This window comes from Pseudalkalibacillus sp. JSM 102089, from assembly GCF_041366475.1.
GTDB lineage: Bacteria > Bacillota > Bacilli > Bacillales > Guptibacillaceae > Guptibacillus > Guptibacillus hwajinpoensis_B.
Genome location: NZ_JBEWYW010000001.1, coordinates 641,656 through 661,248 on the forward strand (window position 1 = coordinate 641,656; position 19,593 = coordinate 661,248).

Genomic DNA, 19,593 nt, shown 5'->3' on the forward strand with positions numbered 1-19,593 from the left:
ACCTGCTAGTCTGTAATTGGCTCCGCATCTTCCTCAGCTTCCGTTTGTTCTGGTTCTTCTTCTTCAGAAGAAGGAGACTTCAGCTCAACGACTAGATAGTCGTCTTTTTTGATATTACTTCCTTTGTTAATGCCTTGCTTCGTAACATATCCAGCTCCCATGACATTCGGTTTAAGGTCCATTAGCTCGACTAACTTCATAACGTCAGCTAGAGACCACCCCGTGATATCAGGCATTTTCGCACTACCTTCTGCACGCAAAATAATTCGTTCATTATCGAGGATTTTCGTACCTGCATGAGGAGATTGACCTGTGACCTCTCCATCACCAAGTACTGTAACCGATAAGCCTTTCGCTTCAAGTTCTTTCTTCGCCTCGTCTGCATTCATGCCCGTCACTTCTGTTAATACTTGACCGCTCTCTTTCTTTGAGCTTTCTTCGGACGTTTCTTCTTTCTTTTCCATCGGATCAATATTTAAATATTGAAGACTATTTTTCATAACTGTGTTAAAGATTAAAGAAACAGGGTCACTTCCTAGTTCAGGATATTCAAGCTGCGGGCGATCAACAGCAACATAGACTACTAACTCCGGATCATCTGCAGGTGCCATACCTATAAACGAAAAGATGTTATTTCCATATCCGCTCATATAGCCCTTTGAACCTTGTGAAATTTGAGCTGTACCGGTTTTACCAGCAATCTCGTAACCTTCAATGTTATATGGGGTACCTGTGCCATCCGTCACTACCGTACGTAAAAGATCTCGCGTTTGTTTAGCGGTGTCTTTAGAAATAGGTTCTCCAGCTACTTCAGGTTCGTGATTCAGCTTCACTTCGTTAGATTCAGGATCAACTATTTTTTCTATGACATATGGCTTCATCATCTTACCGCCGTTAGCTATTGCAGTTATAGCTTGTACTTGTTGGATTGGCGTTATCGTAGATCCTTGTCCAAATCCAGTCGTAATTCGTTCAAGCTCTCCACCATAAGTAATTCTTGAAGAAGACTCCCCTGGGAGATCAATACCTGTTTTCGAATCCAATCCGAATTTAGTTAAGTAATCCTTATACTTCTCATAGCCTAGTTTTTCTTTAACAAGGATGGAAGCTGCAACGTTAGAGGATTGTCGAATACCTTCATCAAAACTAATTGCCCCCCACCCTTCACCACCATTATGATCACTCACTCGGCCACCAGGTACTGAATATTGACCTGATTGAAAGAGCTCGTCTCCATTGTATACACCTTCTTCAATGGCTGATGCAACAGTGAAAATTTTCATAGTCGAACCTGGCTCAAATGCTGTAAGAGCCATATTCGTGTAATTAGAAACGTTTCTTAAGTTTGGATCAAAGGTTGGACGATTGCCCATCGCTAGGATTTTACCTGTATCTGGATCTGCCACAATCGCCGTCATTCGTTCAGGATTGAATTTCTCCTGTGCCTCATTCAAAGCATTTTCCATTAACACTTGGATTTTTTGATCAATTGTTAAATAAACATCGTTGCCACTTTTAGAAGGGGTGATATTTTCGTTTCCATAAGGAAGTCTAAACCCTTCACGATCACTTTGATACGTTTCTTTCCCTTCCTGCGGCATGAGATATTTATTCAATTCCTTTTCTAATCCTAGTAAACCTTCCTGCACGCCATCATCATTTTCATTTGTAAAACCAAGAAGATGGGAAGCAAACTCTTCGTTCGGATAAAGTCTTGTTTTCGTTGGGATGAATCCAACTCCTGGTAAATCCATTTCTTCTATTTTTTCTTTTTGAGTTAAGCTTAAATCTTTACCCGATGCACCAAATTCTACTTGAAAAAGGTCGTCTCTTGATAAAATTTCTTTCACGTCGGATTCTTCCATCTCAATAATAGGTGCAAGCGCAGCAGCTGTTTTATCGACGTTTTCTACATGATCTTCATATTCTTTATCCAAAATCGCTCTTAGCGTAAAGGAAGGAATATCGGTAGCTAGAGCATTCTCACCTGTTCGGTCAAAGATCGTACCGCGATCCGCTTCGAGAATTTTGCTTCTAGTCCACTTATCTTTTCCAAGCTCCATCAAGTCCACTTTTTCACCATCGGAACCTGATACCGCCTGTGTCCACTCGATGTAGAAAAACCGTCCAATAAAAGCAAAAAAGAGCAGGACAAATAGTGACATTAAAATCGCTGCTCCAACATTAATATGTGAGTTCTTGTTTGTTTCTTTCATGACAGTGCAAACCTCCGAAATTATGATCCTTTGTTGATCACTTCTACATTTTGATCATTCAGTTCCATGCCTAATTTATCTTCGGCAATGTTCACAATTCGACCAGGCGCACTTAATTCTGTCACTTTAACCTGAAGCTCTTCATTCTGTTTCACTTGAGCACGTTGGTCTGCTTCCGCTTGTTGCAGGCCAGTATTCAAATTATAAATCTTAGCGTAATTAGAAACCATAAAGATCGACGCCGCCACGAACGTTAGTACAAGCATCATCCAGAGCAACTTCTCTCCTTTAGTGATTCGTCCACGTTCCACATGAACGGCTTGCTGTTTCGTTTCAACTTGTTTTTTTTGCGTTTGCTGCTGCTGATACTTATACGCCAGGTTACTCATCATTTTCCCCCTTGCACCTCTTTATATTTTTATCTTTACACTTTCTCGGCTACACGAAGCTTTGCGGATCGTGCGCGTCTATTTGCTTCTTGTTCTTCTTCTGACGGAAGAATCGGCTTTCTTGTTACAAGCTTGATATCAGGTTGATAGGCGTCTGGAATAATCGGCATTCCAGGCGGAAGTTCAGGCCCAGAGGCCGCTTCCTTCATTGTCGTTTTGCAAATCCGATCTTCAAGAGAATGGAACGTAATCACACTCATTCTGCCACCAGAGTTCAAAATAGACATCCCATCTTTAAGAGCCTCTTCAAATACTTTAAGCTCATCATTCACTGCTATTCGAATAGCCTGAAAAATTCTTTTAGCGGGATGTCCTCCCTTCCTTCTCGCAGGTGCTGGAATAGCGTCCTTAATAATATCAACGAGTTCAAATGTGGTTTCAATCGGTTTTAAGTCTCTTGCTTTTTCAATTTTGCGAGCGATTTGTTTTGAAAACTTTTCTTCACCAAATTTGAAAAAAATCGAGACGAGGCGTTCATACTGCCATTCATTCACCACTTCATACGCCGATAAACTGGAAGATTGGTCCATTCTCATATCGAGCTGAGCATCATGCTGATAACTAAACCCCCGCTCACCTTTATCAAGCTGCGGAGAGGAAACACCTAGGTCGAATAAAATGCCATCAACACCTTCAACACCAAGGTCAGAGAGGGCTTCTTTGATGAAGCTAAAGTTTCGTTCAATAACTGTCAGCTTGTCCTCATAGCCTGCAAGTGTTGTTTTAGCGTTATCTATTGCCCATTGATCCTGATCAAAAGCATAGAGGTGTCCTGTGGTAAGCTTATCCAGGATTGCTTTTGAATGACCGCCGCCGCCAAGCGTACAGTCAACATAAATGCCATCTTCTTTAATATTTAGTGCGTTCACTGCTTCTTCTTTTAATACTGTAATGTGTTCAAACATAGCTACACCTTAACCTTCATTCCATATTGGCCTTCTACAAATCGAAATCCATCATACTTTCCGCGATTTCAGAGAAAGACTCTTCTGATGCATTGAAATACTCTTCCCAAACGGCTCTGTCCCAAATTTCTAATCGATTTGAAACACCAATCACAACGCATTCTTTCTCAAGCCCTGCATACTGGCGTAATGTTCCGGCAATATTTACCCTGCCCTGTTTATCCAGTTGGCATTCAGTTGCACCTGAGAAAAAGAATCGGGTAAAAGCACGAGCATCTTTCTTTGTAAAAGGGAGTGTTTTCATCTTCTCTTCAAGAACTTCCCATTCTGTCATTGGGTAGCCGAAGATGCATTTATCTAACCCGCGAGTGAGGACGAAGGTTTCACCAAGTTCTTCACGAAACTTAGCGGGAATGATCATTCTGCCTTTTTCATCAACAGTATGCTGATATTCCCCCATAAACATGGCTTCCTCCACCTCTCCCACTTTCTACCTCTAAGTTACCACAACTCCCCACTTTTCACCACTAAAAAAATAATTCGTACCACAAAACAAAAATCCTGCTGTTCAGCGGGATTTTTATTTAAAAACATTTGATTTTCAAACAAAAAGGCTACTCGCCATTCCGCGGGTGCCTGTCACCCGCTTAAAATCATGCCCTATAGCAGCTATATTGGCCAAAATTAGAATATATTGGCTAAATCAAAAAAGCTGCCAGAATCCTCCGGCAGCTTTCCTTCTATCCCTTAAAGATAAATCACCTTATGCTTATCATTAAACGGAAGCTCAAGTTCCATCACTTGATCCACAAAATCCATACCATGCCAATTCAAATAATAGACTGCGTTCCACTTCCGCTCTTGAGGCGCTCCGTTAGGTTTTAACGCAAAGCCTACTTCATCGAATTTATCCAGCGTATTTTCATGCTGATACTCGAGTGATTGATAAAGTTTTTGCTGAAGAAGATCAAGCTGTCTTTGAAGAAACAGGCCATTTTTTTCAGCAAAGCGATTAAGTCCATGATCAACGGATTCTGTTAATTCGCGAAGGTTTTGATGAATATCGTCCACTTTCAACTTAGCATCCTTAAATGTAGCCCCGATCCCTACATCATCTAAATGACGCACGTAGGATTCTTTCATGTGATCAATCCCTGACTTTAAAATTTCTTCGTCTGATAAAGAGAGATCACCGATATACTTTTGAATATGCCGCTCTACAAACGTAAATGTCAGTCGCGGCACGATGACAGGCATTTTTATTCCGAAAGTATGAAAGGCTGGCTTCAGTAAAGCCCAGTAAGCAAGTTCACCTGGTCCAGCCACGAAACCTAGCACAGGAAACATAACATCTTGCATGATCGGTCGCGTCACAACATTGTTACTTAAATCTTCCGGCTGACGTTCCGCTAATTCAAGCAGCTCTTCTATTGAGTAGGAAACGGAAGCGGTTTTCCCCTCAAATCTTCCGTTTATTCGTTCTAGTAATATCCGTTCGCCGTTTACCTTTACGAATAAATTTGCTTGTAGGTCATCAAGATCGACACCAATTGGATAATTCTCTTCACGAAGATGAGCCGCCTGGGTTAAAACACCTTCATTGATTGTTTCGTTTTGATGAATCATTTGTTTAAACGCGTCCGTCTGTAGACGGCGAAAATCTCGGTTACCTGAATCTACGAGCACAAGTCCATGCTTTGAAAAAAGCTTTGTCATGATGTAACAAAAATGATCCACGTACGTATTAGATTTCTCAGTTACACGTTCTAGAAACCCTTGAATCTCTTTCGTATAAGAGGTTTCGCCAAATCGTTTGAGCATGTCACGCGTCCAGGAGTTAATCGCATCACGATCAAGCGATATATCAGACAATGCCTGCTTTGTCATTTGCTTTTGAGGCACTGCCTCTTTGCGCTCTCGCCCTTCGTCATACGAATAAATATGATTGACTTCATGATAATCATGATCTTCTCCCGCTACCCAAAAAATAGGGATAACAGGTACACCTAGCTTGCGTTCTTTCTCTGCTGCTAACTTAATGACCGATATCGCTTTATTGATCGTATAAAGGGGGCCAGTTAACAGCCCAGCCTGTTGTCCTGCAACAACGGTTACCGCTTCTGGCTGTTGTAAACGCTCGATATTTGCTAGCGCCGGTCCTTCTGCTTCAAATTGCTTATTAAACTCCATCAAGTGTTGCGTTAAATTCGCACGATCTTGATGACGTTCCATTAACTCTTCGTATCGCTTTTCATATGATGAATCATGCTGATATGTATAGTCAAAAAAAGCTGAGATTCCTTTTTTCTCAGCAATGTAATCTGTCGCAATGACATTTGATCCTGGAAGGAATGTTTCTTTGAGTTTCATTTATATTTCTTCCTTTCTTGACACAAATGCGGAACTCCGCCTATTTAATCCTTTGTTAGTATATCAAACTTCCTCATTGCTACCAAAAAAAAAGCTTATAAGTTAGACCGATAGAATTCGGTGAACTAACCCAATAAGCACTAAAACAATATACCCTGTAGAAAACAATAGAAAATTAAAACGCCACGCACCTTTTATCACTTTGTGAATCTCGACATCATCTTTCATTTTCCAATGAAGCACGGTAAATGCACCAGCCGCTCCAATAATCATTAGTAGAATGACCAAAAGAAATGATTGACCAAGTAATTCAACGAGAATAAAGTGAACGCTTAAGATAAAAAAGATCGTTGAAACATCTACCGCAAGACGAAAGGAGAACTTTTTCTTCCGCGTCGTTTTTACCGTAATAATATAGACCAGGTACCAGGCAAGCAGCGGAATGGTTACGGCCGTTGCTACAATCCATGATAAGAGGTTTTCCATTTCATGAGACTCCTTTCTCTATCTATTTAACATCTCAAGACCCTTCACACTGTCGTAGACAAACCTAGAATAAGGAACGTATTGGCCATTTAATTCAGCTTCTTTAAGAATAAAGCCTGTGATCGCATCGATCTCTGTCACTCTTCCCGCCTTTAAGTCTGCAAGCATAGATGACGCATTCGAGCTCGTTCGCCTGCATATAAGCTGCGTATCATTCCAAGCATCTTCATACTCTAATTGAAGTACGCGACAGGTCTCCTTAACTAATTCTCGCATCACACTATAAAACCTTGGATTTTGGAGCAACTCTCCATTTGTTACGTGATAAATTCCGCTGAGAGGATTAATCGCACAGTTCACAATAAGTTTTTTTGCAAGCATCTGGTACCAGTCACTTTCATAATAAATCGGAAAATTCCTGGTTGAGAGGTTTGCAAGCGGATTAGGAAGACCACTAAATGCACTCACTCTTATAACGCCGCTTCCTGTGTGTTCGACCGTTCTCTCATCTACCTTCTTTGCGCCATGCTCAATAACTCCAACTAGAATATTATGCTGTAGTAATGATAAATGAGAAAGGTGCCCCATGCCGTTTTGTACAAAAAGGATATCAGGTAAATGGTTATCCCGGTATACCTTTTGAATCATCTTTATAACAGAAGGAACTTGATTCGATTTCACTGCAACAACTAGTAAATCCGATTCGTCCCCCGCCAGAAGATGCGTGGATCGCACATGCGCTACGCGTATATTTTCTCCTTGTTTATATGTGATCCCTCGATTGAGCAGATCGGCTTGTTCATTTCGATGACATACGACTGTAACGACGTGCTCTTCCATCGCAAATTTTGATGCTAACAGTAAACCGATTGATCCAGCTCCGATAACCGTAATATTCAACTTTTTCGTCACCCTCTTGTCTAACACATGATATTCTTCTTAAAGTTTAGCACAGGTTCTCGTCAATGATGAGTAAAAAATCCCTTAACAGTTAAGTTAAGGGATTTTACGACTTTTATACAGGATAAACAGGGTGTTTCTTATCTGGCGCTGCCACTTCTTTTGATTCATAGTAGCTTAATCGATCCACTAAAACTCCCCGTAGCTCACTTCCGGGAACAATGTCATCCACAATTAATTCAGAAGCAAGTTTGTAAATATCAATGTGTTCTTTATACTCCTGATGCTTCTCTTTGACGTATTCCATACGTTCCTTAGGATCCTCAATCGCATTTATCTTATTAGCATAAACAGCATTGACTGCAGCTTCAGGTCCCATTACGGCAATTTGTGCAGTCGGAAGAGCTATGCAGCAATCAGGTTCAAATGCAGGGCCTGCCATCGCATACAACCCCGCTCCATAAGCTTTCCTCACGACTACCGAGATCTTTGGTACCGTAGCCGAGCTCATTGCCGCAATCAATTTAGCGCCGTGGCGAATAATCCCAGCACTTTCAACTTTCGTTCCAATCATAAATCCAGGAACGTCCGCAAGAAACACTAGAGGAATATGATAGGCATCGCAGAGCTGAATAAATTTCGCACCCTTATCTGCAGAATCAACGAAAAGAACGCCGCCTTTAACCTTTGGTTGATTGGCAATCAATCCAACTACTCGTCCATCTATTCGAGCAAAACCAGTAATCAACTCTGGCGCAAAGAGCTTCTTCATTTCAAAAAAGCTTTCACTATCCACGAGTGCCTCAATTAAGTCATACATGTTAAATGGCGCATTTTGATTTTCAGGGACGATATCACTGATTGACTTTTCAAGGGAAGGTAGCTTACCTTCTAGATGAGGTGAGCGCTTATGGAAATTCCCCGGAAAATAACTAAGGTAGTTCCTACCAAGTTCAATCGCTTCCTCCTCGTTTGCAGCAAGAACGTCACCGCACCCGCTTGTACTGCAGTGCATTCGTGCACCACCCATTTGTTCTAACGTTACTTTTTCCCCTATTACTTTTTCAGCCATCCTAGGTGAACCAAGATACATCGACGCGTTTTTATCGACCATAATGACAATATCACAGAAAGCTGGTATGTATGCGCCACCGGCGGCTGAGGGTCCAAACAGCAAGCAAACTTGTGGTACCATTCCAGACATTTTCACTTGATTATGAAAAATCCTTCCAGCCCCACGTCGATTTGGAAACATTTCAAGCTGATCCGTAATTCTAGCTCCGGCTGAATCGACCAAATACAAGAGAGGTACTTTCAAGCTCATTGCTGTTTCTTGAATGCGAATAATCTTCTCAACCGTTCTCGCACCCCAAGATCCTGCCTTAACAGTAGAATCATTGGCCATCACACAAACCTTTTCTCCATTCACTTTGCCAATCGCGGTGACAACTCCATCTGCAGGAAGATCTTTCGCATGATAGTTCGCGAATTTACCATCTTCCGTATATTCACCGTTATCAAATAGAAGCTTAAGTCGGTCACGCACAAAAAGCTTATTCGATTCCTTTAGCTTTTGATGGTATTTGTCAGATCCACCACCTTCTACTTCTGTAGCTTTAGTGGCTAAAAGTTCTTCAAGATGATTCATTTTGAATCCTCCTTTGTTTATGATTAGATCGAGCGCTCGTTCAGCTAGCTTCCTTACTTAACGGTAACGAGAACATCACCTTCGTTAACAAAATCACCAACGCTTACTTTCACCTCTGTGACCGTTCCTTCCTCTACACCTTCAATCGGAATTTCCATTTTCATCGATTCAAGCATCACAAGCTCCTGACCTGCTGTAATTGAATCTCCTTCTCCTACCATTACGTTTAATACCGTTCCAGCCATTGATGCTTTTATTTCTTGCATTTTCATCATTCCTTTTCTCATTGATTATTTTTTAATATGATGACGAGCTAAATAAGACGTCGAATAGTTCCCCTCTTGAAAATGACGCTCACCTAGTAATTGGGTAAACAACGGACCATTATGCTTGATCCCAGTTAATGAGAAATCCTTAAAGAAAGCCTCTCCTTTGTCGATTGCTTCTTTACGAGTAGCGCCTGACACAATAATTTTGGCAATCATCGGATCGTAGAACGGGGAAACACTTGAACCACTTTCGTAGCCTGCATCAATCCGAACCCCTTCTATTTCAGGAAACTTTAGCGTTTCAATTTTGCCAGGTGATGGCATGAACGATGTTGGATCTTCTGCATATAGCCTAAATTCAATACTATGACCAGTTGGCACAATATCTTCTTGCTTCAAAGGTAAGTCTTTACCTTGTGCAACAAGGAGCTGCCATTCAACTAAATCTACTCCAACAGTTTCTTCCGTGATCGGATGCTCTACTTGTAACCTGGTGTTCATTTCTAGAAAATAAAAGTTTTCATTCTGATCCATCACAAATTCTACTGTCCCAGCATTTGTATAATGAACATGCTTAGCAGCTAATAAAGCGGCTTCTCCTATTTGAACACGAGTCTTTTCGGACAAAAAAGGTGATGGCGTTTCTTCAAGCACCTTCTGATTGCGCCTCTGTATCGAGCAATCTCTTTCGAACAGATGGACGATATTGTCATTGTCGTCTCCTACAATTTGCACTTCGATATGGCGCGCATCGTCAATGAATTTTTCGACGAACATCGCCCCGTTACCAAAATAGGCTTTAGCACGGTTCTGACTTGATACGAACGCTTTTTCTAACTCTTGATCATTTTCACAGCGCTGCATGCCAATCCCGCCTCCGCCTGCAGCTGCTTTTAACATGATCGGGTAGTTGATTTCATTTGCAAATGCGATCGCTTCGGTCACATCCTCAATTTCACCACTGCCCGGAACGACCGGTACCCCTGCTTCTTGCATTGTTTTTCTCGCGGTGATTTTATCACCCATTGCTTCAACCACATCAGCAGATGGTCCGATAAACGTTATCCCTCTCTCTTCAATCTTTCTTACAAAAGAGGCGTTCTCAGACAAGAAGCCATATCCGGGATGGACTGCATCCACCTTCTCTTCTTGCGCGATTCGAAGAATTTCATCCTGATTTAAGTAGGATTTAGCTGCTGGTGGATCTCCAATGTGATGAGCCGTTGTTGCTTGGTTTACATATGGAAGATCTTTGTCAGCGCTAGAATAAACAGCAACCGTCTCTATTCCTAGTCTGCTGCATGTTCGAATGATTCGTTCAGCAATTTCGCCACGGTTTGCAATTAGGATTTTTTTCAAACTATCGCCCCTCTCATTACAATCATGAACCAGGTTTTTGAAAACCCTTACATTTATCATATCATTAATTCCGCTTCACGTTTCAATAAATATTCAAATTATTCCTTTTATACTTTGTTTTTTGAAATGAGGAAAAGTTTCGTGTTTTCGGTTATAATATAAATGAGAAGGAAGTTTATACTTCTATTCATCTTAGAGATTAAATAAGCACATTTGACGGAGGGGGCCGCTATGGTAGACTTAACAGTTCGTCCACTTGTAATCAATTACAAAACTCTTGAGGAGTTTAAGAAATTTAAAGAGTTCGGCATTCAGGAACTATCCATGATGGAGGATCTTCAGGATAATATCATCGAAAATGATAGTGAATCGCCATTCTATGGCATCTACTACGCTGACAAACTAGTAGCTAGAATGAGCCTTTATCGAATCGATGGAAAATATGATCGTTACTTCGATCCACCACAGGATTACCTGGAGCTCTGGAAGCTTGAAGTGCTTCCGCAGTATCATAATCGAGATTATGGTTCGACTCTTGTTAATTTCGCAAAAACATTTAATGTTCCAGTGAAAACAAATGCGAGACAAGGTTCAGGTGAATTCTGGGAGAAGATGGGGTTTGAAGCCGTTACGTATCAACCTGATCGCGATCGAGGCGAAAATCCGTATGTTTGGTACCCAGAAGGCGTTTCCGAACAAGAATAATAAAGAAATAGGAGCAGCCCTGGCTGCTCCTATTTCTTTATTTTCTCTAAATTCCCATTAGCATCCATCTGAAATCGCAAATTCCCTTGATCTTCTTCTTGGAAAATAACCATCTTTCTTGCTTTTTCCATGATCTCTAATAAAGATTGGTAATCTTCCTGTACTGACATATATTCTTTCTCTAGTTGATGAAGATGCTGTTTGAGTTGCAGGTTTTCAGCCATAGCTTCTTGTAATGAAGCTTCATGTTGATTTGATTCGGCAAGGTGCGTTTTGGATGTGATTAATAAGCTGATCGCTTCGTCAATTAAATCAATGCTTCGATCCTCTTCTACCGATTCACGTTTCGACTGTGATTGGTTCTTTTTCTGTTCCTTACGCTGTTTCTTTGCTAATGTTATCGCTGCTTCGTACTGTTTTCGAATCAAGGAGTTCCATCGGAAACCGCACGCAGCCGGCGTTCGAGAAAGTGTTTTCCCTACTTCCTCAAATGCAGCTAGTTGTGTGCTGAATTCTCTTATATGACGTAAAACGACTTCGGCTAACAACACATCTTCGTCTTTTGACCATGCATCCTGGCGAATTGGTACCAATCGCAATCCCCCCAATAACCGTTTTACAGTCATCTTATGCATTTACTAGAGGTAGTAGACTCTTCTATTCATGAAAGAATCTATTTTCTTATCTATTGGGTCAATTTCAGATTAAGTCAATCGCTAAAACGTCTATAAAAAGAGCTATGATAGCTAATTATGTTAACTTTAAGGCATAGGATACGATGGAGTTAACGCCTACCACTTTTATTCAAGAATCTTGCCACAGCATGATGGTGCTCTTCGGTCGCCCATAGAATCGCACAGCTTCTTATTTCTTTCTCAACTCTATCTCGAATCAGATTTTGATCTAGACTAGTTAACCAGTAAGACTTATAAGTAGAGAGGATCAAAGGAGAACGCTTTAACAGATTTTCTATGTATTGGTAAGCATCGTCTTGAAAAGAAGCGTGTGTGGTTACATATGTAAGACATCCATTTGCAAGGGCTTCTTGATCAGAATAGCGATCAGCACTCATGAGCATTTTCATCGCTTCCCCATGATTCATTCTTGTTAGAGCGTACGTGGATCCGCCCCAGCCTGTCGTTAGCCCGATCGATCCCTGGATGAAACCTACTTGAATATTCTTTTTCGCTATCCGAAAGTCACACGCAATAGCAAGTTCAAGCCCACCTCCAACAGCATGACCATTCAGTAGAGCCACAGTTGGTTTCTGACAGAAAAACAAGCGGTCTAGCACATCACCCATTTTCCGAAGCATCGTATATGCCTGCTCTTCAGTGTAAAGTTCCTTGAAAGCCCTTACATCCCCGCCGCTACAAAATACCTTATCTCCGCTTCCGGTTACAACGAGGTATTTTACATTTGGATCAGATTCCGCCTTATCAATTGCCGCCATTAACTGATCCATCACCTCATAATTAATCGCATTTCTTTGCTCAGGGCGATTAATCGTAAGAATTGCTGCTTCGTTACGACTCTCCACTTTTACACTCGTCATCCATCATCCCACCTTATATAGTTCAACTTATTGAGCGCTCATTCTTTTTACTATTCGTAGTTAAATGTTTTTAAATAATCGAATAATTAAAACGTAAAAAAAAGCAGAGAGATTTCTCTCTCTGCTTTTCAACATTACTTGCTTACTACGTTTTCACCTTTGTAATTTCCACACTCTTTACAAACACGGTGAGAAAGTTTGAATTCGCCGCAATTAGGGCATTTTACCATTCCTGGTACTTCTAATTTATAATGAGTACGACGCTTATTTTTACGCGTTTTAGAAGTTCTTCTAGCTGGTACTGCCATTGTTTCCACCTCCTTAAAAAGTTAACTGATCTTACGGAAGTCAGGCTTAGTTATCTTCATTTTCCTTGTTGAAAAAATCAGCTAAACCGGCCATACGAGGATCAACCTTTTCTTTCGGTTGTTCTTTCGTAATGACTTCCCATCCATTTCCGGATTTTTTTGGCATTTCATCAGATTCAGAGCTGTATTTCACAACTCGAATCGGAATCTCCAAAAGTATATTTTCCTTAATATACGGAACTAAGTCAACCGTATTTCCCGAAACTTGATGAATTTCTTCATCTTCCACCTCAAAATCAACGCCACTTGTGTTTGCTTCAAGCACAAATGTCTCCATTGGGCGAATTACGAACGGAAAATCAACATCCTCTAGTGTGTTGGCACATGGAAGAACCATTTTGCCTTTCACTGTTAGATGAAAGGTAACCTTATTACCGTGAAACGATGTTTCTCCGGTAACATGAACTGGTGTAATCTCACGAATATCTGGATTACGTTCCTTCAGTTCCTCTACATTTACTTCTTCGTCAATTGTAAGGCCTTTTAGTTTAAAGGACTTCAATTGTTCAATTGACCATTTCATCTGTATATCACCTCAAGGCAACAAAAGTATTATAGCTACAAAATACGTAAATGTCAATATTTTTTCTTTACACCAGTTGTTTCATCATTAATCTTGGTATAATGTTTATCATACCAGAGGAAAAACCTTGAATTCAACTAATAAAAATGTACGTCCCTTATACAAGGGACAGAGAGGAGCAGCCGAATGACATCTGCTGGAGTTATTGTGGAATATAACCCTTTTCACAATGGACATTTGCATCATTTAAATGAAACAAAAAAAGCGGCCAACGCTGATGTAATCGTTGCAGTCATGAGCGGATCTTTTCTTCAGAGAGGAGAACCAGCACTCGTTGATAAATGGACACGAACACAAATGGCCTTAAAAAACGGAATTGATCTTGTAGTAGAATTACCTTACGTATATGCTACCCAAAAAGCGGAAATTTTTGCGAAGGGTGCTATCTCAATCTTAAATTCACTCGGAGTCGATTACGTTTGTTTCGGAAGTGAATCTGGAGACATCGAAGAGTTTCAAGAGACTGCATCGTTTATCGAAATGCACGAGAAAGACTACAACGAACGCATTAAATATTATATGGGACAAGGTAACAGCTATCCGAAAGCTTCTTCACTAGCTTTTGAAAGCCTTGAAGGACACGCTCACGTTCTTGACCTATCACAGCCCAACAATATATTAGGCTACCATTATGTGAAAGCCATACAGGCACAGAATGCTCTCATCGAACCATTAACGATACTTCGTACAAAGGCAGGCTACCATGACCAAGACTTCGTTGATAAAAGAATAGCAAGTGCGACTGGCATTCGACGAGAATTATTTAAAGGCAGTTCTCTTGATCAAATTCAGGCTTACGTGCCAGAACCAACTTATTCTGAATTAACAAACTACCAACGGACATATGATTCTTTTCAGGGATGGCATAACCTTTATCATTTGCTTCGCTATAAGCTGCTTACTTCTAGTAATGTTCACCTTTCCTCCATTTATGAAGCGGAGGAAGGACTTGAGAATCGTCTAGCTACAATGGCGAAGCAAGCCCAAACGTTTCAATCCTTCATGGAACTCGTGAAAACGAAACGGTATACATGGACAAGAATCCAACGCTTAGCGCTCCATATTCTAACACAAACAAGTAAAAATGATATGTTGCCTGCTTTGGAGAACAAGGATGCTCCTTACGTTCGAATTCTTGGTATGACGAAAGCTGGAAGATCATTCCTTAATGAAAAGAAAAACTCTCTTCCCGTTCCTCTTGTATCGAACATCAACCAGTTTGATCATCCTTTTCTTACAGTTGAGAGACGCGCTAGTCAAGTTTATGCGCTCGGCTATTCAGGTTTCCATCAAGAAGCGTTTCTACAGAAAGAGCATCAATCTGTCCCAATTATGATCGATTAAAAAATCACCCTGCTATTATGGCAGGGTGATTTTTATAAGTATCCAACGCTCACGTTTTACTTCACGTCTAATTGCTTTAAATAGTCAATAGCATCCTGGAATGTTTCGACTGGGACAATTTTCATATCTGTATCGATATCTTCTGCCGCTTCCATAGCATCATCGTAGTTGGAGTGAGCCACTGGGGCGAAGAATATTTCAGCTCCAGATCCATCAGCTGCCACGATTTTTTGTTTAATCCCGCCGATAGGTCCAACCTCTCCACTTTCATTAATCGTACCTGTTCCGGCAATGTCGTACCCTTTTGTCCAATCTTCTTTGGTTAACTGATTGTAAATTTCTAACGTGAACATTAGCCCGGCTGATGGTCCGCCAATTTCATCTGTATTGATATTAATAGAGGGATCTGTTTCAATTGACGTTGCTGTTACTGGACCAGTGATACCAACGCCAACTTTATCATCTTCTGTTCCATATGCTTCAGGGAATTTCGAGAAACCTAGCTCTATCTGCTTTTCTTGATCGCCTCTTTTGATCGTCATATTAACCGTATCTGACTCCTCATAGGACCCTAGTTCATCAAGCAGCTGTTCCGTTTCCTCAATCCTTTTCCCTTCAACCTCAACAATCAAATCACCCAGTTCTAATTTCCCATCTGCCGGCATGCCTTCTATTATACCCGTTACTAGGACACCATTTTTCGTGACTTTTATCTCTTTCTTTGCGGCTTCATAAGCAACGATTGTGGCACTCGTTTGTGAATTAGCCATCACATCAAGCTGTCTTTGGTGATACTCATCGTCCGATTCACCTTCACGCTTAATTAAGTCTTCTGCGATCAATTCATGATACTCATTAAATTGCGCCCATATATATTGAACTAAGTTTGCTTCTCCGACTCGGACAGTCGTGAGCATAAACTCTCCACCATCTTGTGAGCCACCTTCAACATTGATTACTTCATCTAACACTCTTGCTTCTCCCGGTGTCGTTACATAATATGGGAGATCAATGAATGTAACGGCAGCAACCAATACAATGATAATCGCCCACACATAGGTGAATCTCTTTGTGCCTCGGTTCATTTATTTTTCTCCTTCCACACCTTCACCGCCTGATGAATTTGATCAAGGTGGCGGTAGGCTTCTTCCTCTCCAATTTTAATAATATCCATCACATTCGTAAATGCTCTTGATTGAAATGATTCTAAGCCAGGTTTAATCATGACATCTGCATTAATTTCATGAAGCCTTACCATTTCATTTTGCATAATATCAATACTTTGCATAATCACGTCAATAATTGATGTAACATCAGGCTCTTTCTTTACGTTTGAAACATCAACAGCAATCACAAGATCTGCCCCCATTTCTCTTGCTACAGATACAGGAACACGATCAATCACACCACCATCAACAAGAAGCCTATCACCTATTTTTTCAGGGACAAGAATTCCCGGAATAGCGATGCTGGCTCTAACAGCCTGTGCAACAGGACCAGAACGAAAGACTACTTTCTCTCCTTTAATAATATCCGTCGCCACAATCGCAAGTGGAGGATTCATATCCTCAATTTGCTTTCCCTGCGTTAATGTTTCAATTAAACTCTTTACTTTATTACCTGCAATAAATCCCATCTTTGGTACTGTAAAATCCAAATAATATTTTCGTCGAAAAAGCGATGCCATTTTCTCCATCGTATCGACATCGTGTCCCGAACCATAAATTGCCCCTACTAAAGAGCCCATGCTGCTTCCTGCAATGTAATCAATTGGTATTTTTTCTTGAATAAGTACTTTTAGCACCCCTAAATGAGCGAATCCCCTCGCTCCTCCGGAACCGAGAGCTAATCCGATTTTAGGACGGTTCATTGAGAACGCCTCCCTGTCTATACCTGCTTAATCATATGGTCTAATTGTGCCTCACATACGTATATTTTAATTATCGGACAGGTTTGATGCATATTTGAATTGACTTAAGACGATCAAATAGTGGGAGGAATGTACTTGTGAACGTTCAAGTAGTGAAAACATTATTGCTTGCAACGTCAGTTACGATCGTTGCTCTCGCCGTTATTTTATTTCCAGAACACACTCTAGATGCCTCCAAAAGTGGTTTATCAATGTGGTGGAATATTGTATTCCCCTCTTTATTACCCTTTTTTATTATTTCTGAACTGTTGATTGGTATTGGGGTTGTGCGATTTATAGGGATTCTATTAGAACCTTTGATGCGACCACTATTTCGTGTACCAGGATCAGGTGCTTTTGTTTTTGCTATGGGAGTTGCCTCTGGATTTCCTGCAGGAGCGAAATACACAGCACATCTTCGCCAAAACAATGACATTACAGCCATCGAAGGCGAGCGACTCGTTTCATTTACGAACTGTTCGAATCCGCTCTTTATCTTTGCTGCTGTTGGGGTTGGATTTTTCCATAATCCTGCACTTGGCGTTATTCTTGCTGCCGCTCACTATGGCGGGAATATCATGGTTGGACTAGTCATGCGTTTTCATCACCCGGAAGATCACCATCCCACTGTTACCATACGATCACATCAGTCGAGACTTAGTTTAGCTTTCACTGCACTTCATGACACCCGAATGAATGACAAGCGTCCATTCGGCAAAATGATGGGTGATGCTGTTCATTCTTCTATCAAAACATTATTAATGGTTGGTGGGTTTATCATTCTATTCTCAGTATTAAATGAACTGCTTTCTGTCATTGGTCTTGCACCATTACTTGCTGGAGCACTTAGGTCTATCCTGATTCTCCTTCAGCTTCCACCAGAGCTTGATGTTCCTCTGCTTTCCGGAATGTTTGAAATCACACTAGGTAGCCAGCTCGCAAGTGAAAGTTCAGCTACTCTAGTTGCGCAGGCTATGATTACGAGCTTCATTCTTGCTTTTAACGGTCTTTCCGTACAAGCACAGGTCGCAAGTATTTTGGCAGATACCGATATTCGATTTAAGCCCTTTTTTTTCGCCAGATTACTTCATGGCTTCTTCGCGGCTTTCCTAACGCTCGTCATCTGGAAACCACTCTATTTAAACTATTTATCTTCGGGAAATGGATCGCTTCCTGTTTTGAATCGAGAAGATACACCGTCCATTATTGAATCAGTTTACTCATTTCTTGAGCAAACAGGTCCCTGGATTACACTATTCTTCCTACTAACGTTCATCGTGTTATGCACACAGCAATTTAAGCAAACGAAGCGAAAGGGGTTTAAGTAGAAAAAAGACCCCCGTTAGCCTAACGGGGATTCTCCATACTTTTCTCTGAGGGCATTTTCAACAATCTCTGGAACAAGGTCTGATACAGGGGCGTGGTATTTTGCTACCTCTTTCACAATACTTGAGCTTAAGAATGAATATTGATTGTTTGTCATCATAAAGAAAGTTTCAATTTCATCTTCAAGCTTGCGATTGATTGAAGCAATTTTCATTTCATATTCAAAATCTGAAACGGCACGCAGCCCGCGTAAAATCGTTGATGCTCCTACGCGTTTCGCATATTCGATTAATAGCCCGTTATGGGAATCTACTGTTACATTTGGAATGTCTTTCGTCGCTTCTTTCAATAGCTCGACCCGTTCTTCTACTGAGAACAGCGTTGATTTGCTTTGATTATTTAGAACAACAATCTTAATGTTGTCAAAAACTCTTGCGCCTCGTTTAATAATATCCAGATGACCAAATGTCACCGGGTCAAAACTGCCTGGACAAACTGCAATTTTTCCCATGACTATTCCTCCTTCTCAACACCCGACTGTTCATATGTATAAATTGAAATCGTCGTTTTACCACTATACGTTTCCTCACGAATCATCCGTAAACCCGCAAATTCTTCTGGTAATGTCACTTCTTTCTTGTGCTCGACAACGATTGTTGCATTTTCCTCTAACAAATCATACGCTGTCAGCTTTTCAAGATCATGAAGAATTTGCTCTTTATGATAAGGAGGATCCAAAAGAACAAGTGAAAAAGCTACTTCTCGTTTTTGAAGTGCTTTTAACGCTCGTTTTGAATCATTTCGAAAAACTTCCGCGGATTCCGTAAACTTCGTTTGTTCTAGGTTCCACTTGATCGTTTCAATGGCTTTATTCTCGCGATCAACAAACACACATTTCTCAATCCCACGGCTTAACGCTTCAATTCCTAGCGCCCCACTGCCTCCATATAAATCAAGCGCCATTCCGCCATCAAAAAAAGGGCCAATCATATTAAAAATCGACTCTCTTACTTTATCTGTCGTTGGTCTTGTAGAGGTTCCTGGAACAGGTTTAATATGCCTTCCTTTACAATCTCCTGCAATTATACGCATCTCTCTCACAACCTTATCCTTTCCATATTCCTACTTATCCTACCACAAAAAAAGGGAAAGCTAAAATCAATGTATAAACGAAAAGGCGATGGTGATACTAAACGTAGTA

General features: G+C 40.8%; 21 protein-coding genes. 3 read left to right on the forward strand and 18 right to left on the reverse strand.

Annotation, left to right across the window (positions count from 1 at the left end):
• Positions 1-5: 5 nt before the first annotated feature.
• The 10 genes from ABVF21_RS03140 to ABVF21_RS03185 all read right to left on the reverse strand — a co-directional run bounded on the left by ABVF21_RS03140 (position 6) and on the right by ABVF21_RS03185 (position 10,602).
• Positions 6-2,216 carry a penicillin-binding protein gene (locus ABVF21_RS03140; protein WP_371017466.1) on the reverse strand — a complete coding sequence of 737 codons (2,211 nt, stop codon included), beginning with the start codon at positions 2,214-2,216 and terminating at the stop codon, positions 6-8.
• Positions 2,217-2,236: 20 nt separating this feature from the next.
• Complete coding sequence (gene ftsL / locus ABVF21_RS03145; protein ID WP_303531187.1) at positions 2,237-2,605, reverse strand: cell division protein FtsL; 369 nt, start codon at positions 2,603-2,605, stop codon at positions 2,237-2,239.
• Between the two features lie 35 nt (positions 2,606-2,640).
• A complete protein-coding gene (gene rsmH, locus ABVF21_RS03150; protein WP_303531185.1) occupies positions 2,641-3,570 on the reverse strand; it encodes a 16S rRNA (cytosine(1402)-N(4))-methyltransferase RsmH in 930 nt (309 codons plus the stop codon).
• Positions 3,571-3,604: 34 nt separating this feature from the next.
• Complete coding sequence (mraZ, locus tag ABVF21_RS03155; RefSeq protein WP_371017467.1) at positions 3,605-4,036, reverse strand: division/cell wall cluster transcriptional repressor MraZ; 432 nt, start codon at positions 4,034-4,036, stop codon at positions 3,605-3,607.
• Positions 4,037-4,317: 281 nt separating this feature from the next.
• Positions 4,318-5,940, reverse strand: coding sequence for a bacillithiol biosynthesis cysteine-adding enzyme BshC (bshC, locus tag ABVF21_RS03160; RefSeq protein ID WP_371017468.1), 1,623 nt, complete (start codon positions 5,938-5,940; stop codon positions 4,318-4,320).
• A gap of 102 nt (positions 5,941-6,042) precedes the next feature.
• Complete coding sequence (locus ABVF21_RS03165; RefSeq protein WP_371017469.1) at positions 6,043-6,426, reverse strand: DUF3397 domain-containing protein; 384 nt, start codon at positions 6,424-6,426, stop codon at positions 6,043-6,045.
• Positions 6,427-6,444: 18 nt separating this feature from the next.
• Positions 6,445-7,326 (reverse strand): 2-dehydropantoate 2-reductase, encoded by an 882-nt coding sequence (locus tag ABVF21_RS03170; protein WP_371017470.1) that lies wholly within the window; start codon positions 7,324-7,326, stop codon positions 6,445-6,447.
• 115 nt (positions 7,327-7,441) lie between these two features.
• Positions 7,442-8,974 carry an acyl-CoA carboxylase subunit beta gene (locus ABVF21_RS03175; RefSeq protein ID WP_303531180.1) on the reverse strand — a complete coding sequence of 511 codons (1,533 nt, stop codon included), beginning with the start codon at positions 8,972-8,974 and terminating at the stop codon, positions 7,442-7,444.
• A gap of 53 nt (positions 8,975-9,027) precedes the next feature.
• Entirely contained in the window at positions 9,028-9,240 is a 213-nt protein-coding gene (locus tag ABVF21_RS03180) for a biotin/lipoyl-binding carrier protein (protein WP_194221329.1), read from the reverse strand.
• A 24-nt stretch (positions 9,241-9,264) separates the two neighbouring features.
• Positions 9,265-10,602, reverse strand: coding sequence for an acetyl-CoA carboxylase biotin carboxylase subunit (locus ABVF21_RS03185; protein ID WP_371017471.1), 1,338 nt, complete (start codon positions 10,600-10,602; stop codon positions 9,265-9,267).
• Between the two features lie 231 nt (positions 10,603-10,833).
• On the opposite strand from ABVF21_RS03185, the gene ABVF21_RS03190 reads away from it, so the two are divergent.
• The gene (locus ABVF21_RS03190; RefSeq protein ID WP_194221327.1) at positions 10,834-11,307 is read left to right on the forward strand and encodes an N-acetyltransferase; all 474 of its coding nucleotides are present in this window, start codon (positions 10,834-10,836) and stop codon (positions 11,305-11,307) included.
• A 29-nt stretch (positions 11,308-11,336) separates the two neighbouring features.
• On the opposite strand, the gene ABVF21_RS03195 is transcribed toward ABVF21_RS03190, so the two are convergent.
• From ABVF21_RS03195 to ABVF21_RS03210, 4 genes are all read right to left on the reverse strand, one after another.
• Positions 11,337-11,900, reverse strand: coding sequence for an RsfA family transcriptional regulator (locus ABVF21_RS03195; protein ID WP_194221326.1), 564 nt, complete (start codon positions 11,898-11,900; stop codon positions 11,337-11,339).
• A gap of 191 nt (positions 11,901-12,091) precedes the next feature.
• On the reverse strand, positions 12,092-12,862 hold the full coding sequence (locus ABVF21_RS03200) for an enoyl-CoA hydratase/isomerase family protein (RefSeq protein WP_371017472.1): 771 nt from the start codon (positions 12,860-12,862) through the stop codon (positions 12,092-12,094).
• A 134-nt stretch (positions 12,863-12,996) separates the two neighbouring features.
• The gene (rpmF, locus tag ABVF21_RS03205; RefSeq protein WP_048309912.1) at positions 12,997-13,170 is read right to left on the reverse strand and encodes a 50S ribosomal protein L32; all 174 of its coding nucleotides are present in this window, start codon (positions 13,168-13,170) and stop codon (positions 12,997-12,999) included.
• Positions 13,171-13,216: 46 nt separating this feature from the next.
• A complete protein-coding gene (locus ABVF21_RS03210; protein WP_194221324.1) occupies positions 13,217-13,753 on the reverse strand; it encodes a YceD family protein in 537 nt (178 codons plus the stop codon).
• Positions 13,754-13,939: 186 nt separating this feature from the next.
• On the opposite strand from ABVF21_RS03210, the gene ABVF21_RS03215 reads away from it, so the two are divergent.
• Positions 13,940-15,157, forward strand: coding sequence for a nucleotidyltransferase (locus tag ABVF21_RS03215; protein ID WP_371017473.1), 1,218 nt, complete (start codon positions 13,940-13,942; stop codon positions 15,155-15,157).
• A gap of 56 nt (positions 15,158-15,213) precedes the next feature.
• Here the strand turns inward: ABVF21_RS03215 and ABVF21_RS03220 are convergent, their stop codons facing one another.
• Both ABVF21_RS03220 and ABVF21_RS03225 read right to left on the reverse strand, forming a co-directional pair.
• Complete coding sequence (locus tag ABVF21_RS03220) at positions 15,214-16,242, reverse strand: SepM family pheromone-processing serine protease (protein ID WP_303531176.1); 1,029 nt, start codon at positions 16,240-16,242, stop codon at positions 15,214-15,216.
• Positions 16,239-17,027, reverse strand: coding sequence for a patatin-like phospholipase family protein (locus ABVF21_RS03225; protein WP_371017474.1), 789 nt, complete (start codon positions 17,025-17,027; stop codon positions 16,239-16,241). The genes ABVF21_RS03220 and ABVF21_RS03225 overlap by 4 nt, the downstream gene beginning before the upstream one ends.
• Positions 17,028-17,164: 137 nt before the next feature.
• Between ABVF21_RS03225 and ylbJ the strand changes: the two genes are divergently transcribed.
• A complete protein-coding gene (gene ylbJ / locus ABVF21_RS03230; RefSeq protein WP_303531173.1) occupies positions 17,165-18,394 on the forward strand; it encodes a sporulation integral membrane protein YlbJ in 1,230 nt (409 codons plus the stop codon).
• Positions 18,395-18,408: 14 nt separating this feature from the next.
• Here ylbJ and coaD read toward each other — a convergent pair whose 3' ends face one another.
• Entirely contained in the window at positions 18,409-18,903 is a 495-nt protein-coding gene (coaD, locus tag ABVF21_RS03235; protein ID WP_303531172.1) for a pantetheine-phosphate adenylyltransferase, read from the reverse strand.
• A gap of 2 nt (positions 18,904-18,905) precedes the next feature.
• On the reverse strand, positions 18,906-19,493 hold the full coding sequence (gene rsmD, locus ABVF21_RS03240; protein WP_276511842.1) for a 16S rRNA (guanine(966)-N(2))-methyltransferase RsmD: 588 nt from the start codon (positions 19,491-19,493) through the stop codon (positions 18,906-18,908).
• Positions 19,494-19,593: the final 100 nt, after the last annotated feature.

Excerpts from the sequence above, each read along its gene's own strand:
- ABVF21_RS03140 (WP_371017466.1), bottom strand. The coding sequence starts at position 2,216 with ATGAAAGAAACAAACAAGAACTCACATATTAATGTTGGAGCAGCGATT.
- ftsL (WP_303531187.1), bottom strand. The coding sequence starts at position 2,605 with ATGAGTAACCTGGCGTATAAGTATCAGCAGCAGCAAACGCAAAAAAAA.
- rsmH (WP_303531185.1), bottom strand. The coding sequence starts at position 3,570 with ATGTTTGAACACATTACAGTATTAAAAGAAGAAGCAGTGAACGCACTA.
- mraZ (WP_371017467.1), bottom strand. The coding sequence starts at position 4,036 with ATGTTTATGGGGGAATATCAGCATACTGTTGATGAAAAAGGCAGAATG.
- bshC (WP_371017468.1), bottom strand. The coding sequence starts at position 5,940 with ATGAAACTCAAAGAAACATTCCTTCCAGGATCAAATGTCATTGCGACA.
- ABVF21_RS03165 (WP_371017469.1), bottom strand. The coding sequence starts at position 6,426 with ATGGAAAACCTCTTATCATGGATTGTAGCAACGGCCGTAACCATTCCG.
- ABVF21_RS03175 (WP_303531180.1), bottom strand. The coding sequence starts at position 8,974 with ATGAATCATCTTGAAGAACTTTTAGCCACTAAAGCTACAGAAGTAGAA.
- ABVF21_RS03180 (WP_194221329.1), bottom strand. The coding sequence starts at position 9,240 with ATGCAAGAAATAAAAGCATCAATGGCTGGAACGGTATTAAACGTAATG.
- ABVF21_RS03190 (WP_194221327.1), top strand. The coding sequence starts at position 10,834 with ATGGTAGACTTAACAGTTCGTCCACTTGTAATCAATTACAAAACTCTT.
- ABVF21_RS03200 (WP_371017472.1), bottom strand. The coding sequence starts at position 12,862 with ATGACGAGTGTAAAAGTGGAGAGTCGTAACGAAGCAGCAATTCTTACG.
- rpmF (WP_048309912.1), bottom strand. The coding sequence starts at position 13,170 with ATGGCAGTACCAGCTAGAAGAACTTCTAAAACGCGTAAAAATAAGCGT.
- ABVF21_RS03210 (WP_194221324.1), bottom strand. The coding sequence starts at position 13,753 with ATGAAATGGTCAATTGAACAATTGAAGTCCTTTAAACTAAAAGGCCTT.
- ABVF21_RS03215 (WP_371017473.1), top strand. The coding sequence starts at position 13,940 with ATGACATCTGCTGGAGTTATTGTGGAATATAACCCTTTTCACAATGGA.
- ABVF21_RS03220 (WP_303531176.1), bottom strand. The coding sequence starts at position 16,242 with ATGAACCGAGGCACAAAGAGATTCACCTATGTGTGGGCGATTATCATT.
- ABVF21_RS03225 (WP_371017474.1), bottom strand. The coding sequence starts at position 17,027 with ATGAACCGTCCTAAAATCGGATTAGCTCTCGGTTCCGGAGGAGCGAGG.
- coaD (WP_303531172.1), bottom strand. The coding sequence starts at position 18,903 with ATGGGAAAAATTGCAGTTTGTCCAGGCAGTTTTGACCCGGTGACATTT.